This is a genomic window from Sphingopyxis sp. KK2 (assembly GCF_001990265.1).
GTDB lineage: Bacteria > Pseudomonadota > Alphaproteobacteria > Sphingomonadales > Sphingomonadaceae > Sphingopyxis.
The window spans coordinates 1-7302 of sequence record NZ_LYVN01000172.1 but is presented as its reverse complement, the minus strand read 5'-3'; the positions used below and the strand labels follow the sequence as shown (position 1 = coordinate 7302).

Annotated in this window: 7 protein-coding genes and 1 pseudogene; 4 read left to right on the top strand and 4 right to left on the bottom strand. The window is 64.9% G+C overall.

Going from position 1 to position 7302, the window contains the following annotated elements; genetic code table 11:
- The 3 genes and pseudogenes from B1A78_RS19285 to B1A78_RS19275 all read right to left on the bottom strand — a co-directional run.
- Window positions 1–479, bottom strand: a pseudogene (locus tag B1A78_RS19285) (hypothetical protein); the annotation flags it as partial.
- 7 nt (window positions 480–486) lie between these two features.
- Window positions 487–1461 carry a diacylglycerol kinase family protein gene (locus tag B1A78_RS19280; RefSeq protein WP_077148517.1) on the bottom strand — a complete coding sequence of 325 codons (975 nt, stop codon included), beginning with the start codon at window positions 1459–1461 and terminating at the stop codon, window positions 487–489.
- 6 nt (window positions 1462–1467) lie between these two features.
- Complete coding sequence (locus tag B1A78_RS19275) at window positions 1468–1941, bottom strand: DUF2141 domain-containing protein (protein ID WP_077148516.1); 474 nt, start codon at window positions 1939–1941, stop codon at window positions 1468–1470.
- A 175-nt stretch (window positions 1942–2116) separates the two neighbouring features.
- Between B1A78_RS19275 and lptF the strand changes: the two genes are divergently transcribed.
- From lptF to B1A78_RS22380, 3 genes are read left to right on the top strand one after another with little or no spacing between them, the layout of a single operon-like run.
- Window positions 2117–3286 (top strand): LPS export ABC transporter permease LptF, encoded by a 1170-nt coding sequence (lptF, locus tag B1A78_RS19270; RefSeq protein WP_372236908.1) that lies wholly within the window; start codon window positions 2117–2119, stop codon window positions 3284–3286.
- Window positions 3286–4383 (top strand): LPS export ABC transporter permease LptG, encoded by a 1098-nt coding sequence (lptG, locus tag B1A78_RS19265; protein WP_077148514.1) that lies wholly within the window; start codon window positions 3286–3288, stop codon window positions 4381–4383. Before lptF ends, lptG begins: the two co-directional genes overlap by 1 nt.
- Before the next feature lie 8 nt (window positions 4384–4391).
- A complete protein-coding gene (locus tag B1A78_RS22380) occupies window positions 4392–4730 on the top strand; it encodes a hypothetical protein (protein WP_144037909.1) in 339 nt (112 codons plus the stop codon).
- 14 nt (window positions 4731–4744) lie between these two features.
- Here the strand turns inward: B1A78_RS22380 and B1A78_RS19260 are convergent, their stop codons facing one another.
- Window positions 4745–5863: a fatty acid desaturase gene (locus tag B1A78_RS19260; RefSeq protein ID WP_077148513.1), complete on the bottom strand. Its 1119-nt coding sequence runs from the start codon at window positions 5861–5863 to the stop codon at window positions 4745–4747.
- 118 nt (window positions 5864–5981) lie between these two features.
- On the opposite strand from B1A78_RS19260, the gene B1A78_RS19255 reads away from it, so the two are divergent.
- Window positions 5982–7151, top strand: coding sequence for an N-acetyltransferase (locus B1A78_RS19255; RefSeq protein WP_077148512.1), 1170 nt, complete (start codon window positions 5982–5984; stop codon window positions 7149–7151).
- Window positions 7152–7302 lie beyond the last annotated feature (151 nt).

Sequence of the window (7302 nt, the reverse complement as noted above, 5' to 3'; positions counted from 1 at the left end):
CCCTCGACCCGGCCCGCCGCGGCAAGCAGCGTCGGCGCGGCGCGCGCAACCGCGGCGACAGCGCGGTCGGCGGCGGTGTCGTCGACCGCCCAGGCGAGCCGCGACGGCTGCGCAAAGCGCGCCCACACCGACACGTTGCGCGTCGCGGACCCGTTGAGGCGGTCGAAGTCGGCCTCGCTGAGCACCGCATATTTGGCGATCAGCCCGTCGTGCTGGAACGGAAAGACGTTCGGCGGGATCAGCCGGTTCGCCGCTGCCAGCCAGCGCCGGCCATAAGCGTCGCCATAATCGGACACGATCAGGTAGAAATCGAGCATCAACCCGTCGAGCTGCGTCTCGCGCAGGCAGCTGCCATAGAAAAGCACGGCGCGGGCCGATCCCGGATATTCGGCGGCAATCGCCGCCGCCATCGCGCGCGCGCGCGGATCGGCAGGGGCGGACAGTTCGGCGCGGACCAGGTCGGTCAGGCTGTCGGGCATGTCGGGCTCAGGCGGCGAGCCGCAGGAAGGGCACCGGCTGGGTCGAGGTCAGGACGATCGGCTTGCCGCCGCTCGCCACGAAAATCTCGCCATCGAGAATGACGTTCGACCGCTTGCCCTCGATACGGATTTCGTCGCCCTGCTCGAAATGCACACCGTCGAGCGGACGCTGGCCGAGCGTGCCGCGCCACGCGCCGCCGAGCATGCGGAACAGCGCACCGACGCTGGTTTCGGTCGCAAGCAATTTCATATGGCCGTTGGTGCCATGCGCCTCGCTGGTGCGGATGCTGAGCAGCAATTTCTCGAGCGTCGTGACGATCAGCAACGAGAATTTGCCTTTGAACTCGCCTTGGCGGATCAGCGACACGGTCATCGCCTCGGGCTTGGGCGGCAGCCGCCCGCCGCCGAGGCCAAGCACCATCGCGACCAGGCCGAGCATTGCCGCAAGGAAATGCGAGACGCCATTCGGCAGGCCGAGCGGATAGATGCGGTTGCGGCAATAGAGCATGACGTCGGCGAGATACGCGCCGCCGAGGAACATGCCGAGCACCGGCCGGCTTTCGCCGCCGCTGTCGAGCGAGATGAGCTGACGTTCGATGACATGGTCCTCGATCCGGCCGCTCTCGACCAGTTCGATCACGCGTTCGAGCGCCTTCAGCGGATCGCCCTCGGCGCCGAGGTCGAGCGCGATCAAATTGGTCTTGCCGTTGGGCAATACCGCGACCGGCGGCGGCGAACCGCCGAAATGATCGCCCGAATAAAGCTCGGTCAGCGCGGCCTGGACGGTACCGTCGCCGCCGTTGATCACGACGATGCGCGGACTGACCATCGCGATGGTGCGGATCGCCTCGCCGATCTGGGCGACGTCCTCGACCTCATAATGAAAGATATCGGGATGCGCGGCGCAATATTCCCGGACGCGCGGCAACAGGGCTCGGTTGCCCGTCGAGCGCGGATTGGAAAGGAGCGCGACGCTGGCCATATATCCTTACATATATTTCATGGTGATCGAGATCGTCTTCGGGCCATCGCCGACCGCAAAAGCCGTCTTCTTGTAGCTCGGCTTGCCGAGGTTGAAGATGTTGATGCTCGGGTTGTTCGACATGCCGCCACCGTCCGAGGACAGGTCGGTCTTGCCGTTGCCGTTGATATCGTGACGCACCGCGATGCCATAGCTGCCGGCATCGGGCAGCGGCACGCACACGGTCATCGACCCGGCGCGCGCATTGACTTCGATCCGGTTGATCCAGCGGCCCTTGGCCAGCCAGTCGGCCGAGGTGGCGCGATAGCTTTGAACGCGCAGCTTGCCGCCGCCGCTCTTGATACCGCTGATCTGGACCAGCGTGGACGGTCCGCTTTTGCACTTCGACAGATCGTTCGACAGGACCTGCCCCGATGCCTGCGCCGGCCCGGAGGCCGCCAACAATATGATGCAGAGTGACGTCGATACAAATTTCGACATGACGCATTAGCTCCCAGTGGCTATAGCCATGCCAGCCACAGCCGGCACGGGTCCCTGTCGCCCTTGAATCGGCATATCGGAATCATTTGCGGCCAAATCATGGTGATGGGGCGACGAAAGCTTGAATAGATTGCCCGCCATCGACCGCTACATCGCGCGGCTCATCTTTTTCCCCATGCTCGGCACGCTGGTCCTGTCCGCGATGCTGCTCGTGCTCGAAAAGATGCTGCGGCTGTTCGATTTCGTCGCCAACGAGGGCGGCCCGGTCAGCGTCGTCTGGCGCATGCTCGCCAACCTCATTCCCGAATATCTGTCGCTCGGCATTCCGATCGGGCTGATGCTCGGCATCCTGCTGGCCTTCCGCCGCCTTGCGACGTCGAGCGAACTCGATGTGCTGAAGGGCGTGGGCATGAGCTTCGGGCGGCTGCTGCGCGTGCCCTACGCCTTTGCGCTCGCGCTCGCGCTGCTCAACCTCGCGATCGTCGGCTTCATCCAGCCGCTCGCGCGCTACGCCTATGAAGGCCTGCAGTTCGAATTGCGCTCTGGCGCGCTCGGCGCGTCGATCAAGGTCGGTGAATTCACCAACCTCGGCGACCGCATGACGCTGCGTATCGAGGAAAGTTCGAACGAGGGGCGGACGCTGCGCGGCATTTTCGTGCGCGGCGAGCAGAAGGACGGGCAGAGCGTGTCGGCGACCGCGGCGGGCGGCCAGTTCCTCGCCACCGACGACCCCGAGACGATCATTTTGCGGCTGACCAAGGGCGTGCTGATCCATGAATCGCCCAAATTCGCGGTGCCGCGCGTGCTGACCTTCGACAACCACGACTTGCCGATCCCGCTGCCCAAGATCGACGCCTTTCGCACCCGCGGCGGGGCCGACCGCGAAAAGACGATTCCCGAACTGTTCGTTGCGGGCAAGGATCAGAGCGAACCATTGAAAACGCGGCTCGAATCGCGCGCGAATTTCCACTTCCGCATCGTCGAGGTGGTGTCGATGTTCCTGATCCCGCTGATCGCGATTGCGCTCGCCATCCCGCCCAAGAGATCCTCGTCGTCGCTCGGCATCTTCCTGTCGATCGTGCTGCTGGTGACCCAGCACAAGATCAACGAATATGCCGAGGATATGGGCGCGCGCGGCACCGTCGATCCGCTGATCGCCTTGTGGGTGCCCTTCCTGCTCTTCGCCGCGCTCGCGGTGTGGATGTATTACCAGACCGCGCATGTTCCCGGCGGCCAGCCGATCGGCGCGCTCGAACGCGTCGCGGCAAAGGCGGGCCAGAAGATCCGCGGGCTCGCGAAAATCTTCCAGCGCAAGCCGCGGTCGGCGCTGCAGGCCGCCGAATAATGCACCAGCTCTCCTTCTTCCCCTCGCGCACCATGGCGCTCTACGTCGGGCGGCTGTTCCTCGTGCGCACCTTCGCGATCCTGTTCGCGCTGGTGCTGATCCTCCAGACGCTCGACCTGCTCGGCGAGAGCGGCAAGATCCTCGCGGTCGCGGGCAATGGCGACAGCGAGGTGTGGCGCTATGTCGGGCTGCGCATCCCGCAGATCATCGAGACCTTCCTGCCCTTTTCGGTGCTGCTCGGCACGATCCTGACCCTCGCGACGCTGAACCAGAACAGCGAGGTCATCGCGATGAAGGGCGCCGGCATGTCGGCGCACCAGGTGCTCGCGCCGCTGTTCCTCGCCTCCTTCCTCGTCGCCGCGATCAGCTTCGGCTTCAACGAACGCATCGTCGCGCGCTCGACCGCGGCGCTCGCGGCGTGGCAGAAGGTGCAATATGCGCAGGTCCCGATCGACAACGGCATCCGCAGCAACATCTGGGTGCGCGCCGGCGACGACCTGATCAACGCCGCGACGGTCCAGACCGGCGGCCCCGCCGTGACGCTGGGCAAGGTCAATATTTATGAACGCAAGGGCGGCGTGCTGTCGTCGATCCTGTCGGCGGACAGCGCGCGCGCGGTCGACGGCGGCTGGGAACTGACCAATGCGAAGCGCTTCATCCGCCGCTCGGGCACCGTCGAGCCGCTCGGCACGATCATCGCGGCGAAGGGCGTCGCCCCCGACCAGTTCACGCTGGCGCAGGTCAAAGGCGACCAGATGCCCTTCCTCCAGCTCCAGACCGCGATCGCCGACCTCGAGGCCGCGGGCCGCCCGGTCGATGCGCTGAAGGGCGTGCTGTGGCACAAGATTTCGGGGCCGCTGTCGGCGATCCTGATGCCGCTGCTCGGCGCGGTCGCGGCGTTCGGCCTTGCGCGTTCGGGCAAATTGTTCGTCCGTGCGATCTTGGGCATGGCGCTCGGCTTCGCCTATTTCGTCGCCGACAATTTCGCGCTCGCGATGGGCGATCTGGGCGCCTACTCGCCCTTCCTCGCGGCGTGGGGACCCTTCATCCTCTTCGCGCTGATCGGCGAGATGATTTTGATACGGACCGAGGAATAGCGCGTCAGATGGATGCTTCTACTCGACGCTATGTCATTACGGCATATAGCGAATGGGAAGCGCTCGATGTCGAGGCAATGTGCGCCACGGATGAGCAAGCTATAGACAAGGCGCGGCGTTACGGCGCTCTCAAATATATCGACAAGAATTTTCCCTCGGTGATTTTCGCACATGTCGTTTGCGAAGATGAAACTGGTACGCGCGAGGTCGGCACTTGGGAGTTTCAGGTGCGAAATGTCAAAAGACCCGGGCTGCTGTGGCATTCCGGCCCATGGCCATGCCGTCCTTCCGCAGAGGACAGATCAGCTATTCGCTCTTGGGCTGCCGGCATCGCAAAAGCTGACTGACCGGCGATTCCGTCTCAGGCCGCCGCCCCGCCCCGCGCCGAACCCTGCACCAGCCGCACGACCAGCCCCGGCAGACCGTCGTAATTCGCGCCATGATATTGCGAATCGACCGGCAGCGCGTCCTTCAGGCGGCGGTGCGCCTCGGGCAGCGCATGATACGGCACGCCGGGCAGCAGGTGGTGCAGCGCATGATAGCGCAGCCCGACGGGCGCCCACAGCTCGGGCAGCAGTCCCGGCGGCGGCACATTGACGCTGTCGAGGAACTGCGCGGTGACGGTCAACTCACCGCCGTCATTTTCCCAGAGATGCGCGACGAGGGTGCGGATCTGGTTGAACACCAGGGTGGTCGAGGCGATCGCGCCGAAGATCAACAGCGCGCGCAGCGGAATCCAGCCCAGCACGCCCGCCGCGATCAGCAACGTCGACCAGGCCCAGGCGCCGCCCTCCTGCCACGCCCATTGGCGACGGAATTCGCCCTCGGGCGAACGGCGGCGGAACAGCGGGTTGATGATCAGCCCCGAATAACGCTCCATCACCAGCTTGCGCAGCGGCGGTATCAGGAAGGACAGCGGCGTCAGCACCGCAAAGCGGAACAGCAGCGCGATCGGCGCAAAGGCCGCGACGATCACGAACAACGGCACCGTCCACGGCTTCATCAACGCAAGCGGCAGATATTCGGGGTCCTCGACCGTGCCATATTTGGTGCGATTGTGGTGCAGGCTGTGAATGCCTTCGTAAAGGAAGGCCGGGATCAGCATCGGCACGCCGACGAGCACGTTCCACGCGAGGCGGAAGCCCGGCAGCGCGTTCTTGCGGATATGGGTGAGCTCGTGAATGAAACTGCCCGCACGATAGAGCGCGAGCACCGCCACCAGCGCAGCGGCGAGCATCCAGCCGGTCGACGGCGCGAGGATCGCCGCGGCGACGCCGCCATAGCCGAGCAGGGTCGAGCCGAGGAAGTCGGTCCAATAGATGCGCGCGCTAGGGTTCACCAGGTCGCGCGTCAGTTCCGACGCGGCGCGCAGCATCGCCTTGTCGTCGGCAATCGCGGATTTGGGCGTCTTCGCCGTCTTGGCCGCACCGGACACGAAGGGAGTCGCGGTCCGATCGGCGGGGGGATTGATCGTCGTCATAAGCGTTCACAAACCAGAATTTCGTGGCAGCAAGATGGCCGAATGCGGGTCGCCAGCGCCACCTTGATGCCCTAATGCCTCGCCACAGATATAGGACGCCTAGTTCAGGAAACCAGCCATGGCCGCACATCATCAAGGCCCCGTCACCATCCACCCCGTCAAGAGCAAGGCCGACAAGCGCGAATTCGTCGAGCTCGCCTATCGCCTCAATCGCGGCGATCCGGCGTGGGTGCCGCCGCTGCGGAACGAGGTGTTCGACCTGCTCACCCCGGGCAAGAATCCCTGGTACGAACATGGCAAGGCGCAGCTGTTCACCGCGCGCCGCGACGGCCGGACGGTCGGGCGCATCTCGGCCCACATCGACACGCTCGCGCTCGAACAGCCCGCCGAACAGGGCATGGGGCCCGGCACCGGCAACTGGGGCCTGCTCGAGGCGGAGGATGAGGAAGTCGCGCGCGCGCTGCTCGTCACCGCCGAGGACTGGTTGCGCGGCCAGGGCATGACGCGCGCGCTCGGCCCGCTGTCGATTTCGATCTGGGACGAACCCGGCCTGCTGACGCAGGGGTTCGACAATGTCCCGACGATCATGATGGGGCACAACAGCCCGCTCTATCAGGGCTGGATCGAGGGCGCGGGCTACCGCTCCGCCAAGACCCTGCTCAACTATGGCGTGCGCGTCGACGACGGTTTCCCGCCGCTGGTCGAGCGCATCGTCGCGGCGGGCGAGAAAAATGCGCGCATCCGCATCCGCAAGGTGAACAAGAAGAATTTCGACGCCGAGGCGCGGCTGATCATGGGGCTGCTCAACGACGCCTGGTCGGACAATTGGGGCTTCGTCCCGCTGACCGACAGCGAGATCGCCTTCATCGGCAAGAAGTTGAAGGACATCGTCTTCGAGGATCTGATCCGCGTCGCCGAACTCGACGGCGAACCCGTCGCCTTCATGATCGTGCTGCCCAATATCAACGAACAGCTGATCGACATGGACGGCACCTTGTGGCCGTTCAACTGGGCGCGGCTGCTCTGGTGGCTCAGGAAACCCAAGAGCATCACCCTACGCGTGCCGCTGATGGGCGTCGCCAAGAAGCTTCAGAACAGCCGCATGGCGAGCACCCTCGCCTTCATGATGATCGAGTTCATCCGCCGCGACGCGGTGCGCGACTATGGCACCATCTATGGCGACATCGGCTGGGTGCTCGACGACAATCAGGGCATGAACGCGGTCGCCGGCGCGATCGAAGCGAAGATCAACCGCACCTACCAGATCTACGACAAGCCGCTCGGCTGAGACGAACCGAGCCGCGCGCAGCGCGGCTGGTACAGCTTTGCGACATCTTCCCGCGACTAAAGACGCAGGCGGGGGCTGGAAAGGTGCCGCATGGCGATCGACTATCTTGCCGCCAACCGCTTCGGACTCGGGCACCGCGCGGGCGATGCCG

Coding starts and splice junctions, on each gene's coding strand:
- B1A78_RS19280 (WP_077148517.1), bottom strand. CDS start 1,461: ATGGCCAGCGTCGCGCTCCTTTCCAATCCGCGCTCGACGGGCAACCGA.
- B1A78_RS19275 (WP_077148516.1), bottom strand. CDS start 1,941: ATGTCGAAATTTGTATCGACGTCACTCTGCATCATATTGTTGGCGGCC.
- lptF (WP_372236908.1), top strand. CDS start 2,117: ATGCTCGGCACGCTGGTCCTGTCCGCGATGCTGCTCGTGCTCGAAAAG.
- lptG (WP_077148514.1), top strand. CDS start 3,286: ATGCACCAGCTCTCCTTCTTCCCCTCGCGCACCATGGCGCTCTACGTC.
- B1A78_RS22380 (WP_144037909.1), top strand. CDS start 4,392: ATGGATGCTTCTACTCGACGCTATGTCATTACGGCATATAGCGAATGG.
- B1A78_RS19260 (WP_077148513.1), bottom strand. CDS start 5,863: ATGACGACGATCAATCCCCCCGCCGATCGGACCGCGACTCCCTTCGTG.
- B1A78_RS19255 (WP_077148512.1), top strand. CDS start 5,982: ATGGCCGCACATCATCAAGGCCCCGTCACCATCCACCCCGTCAAGAGC.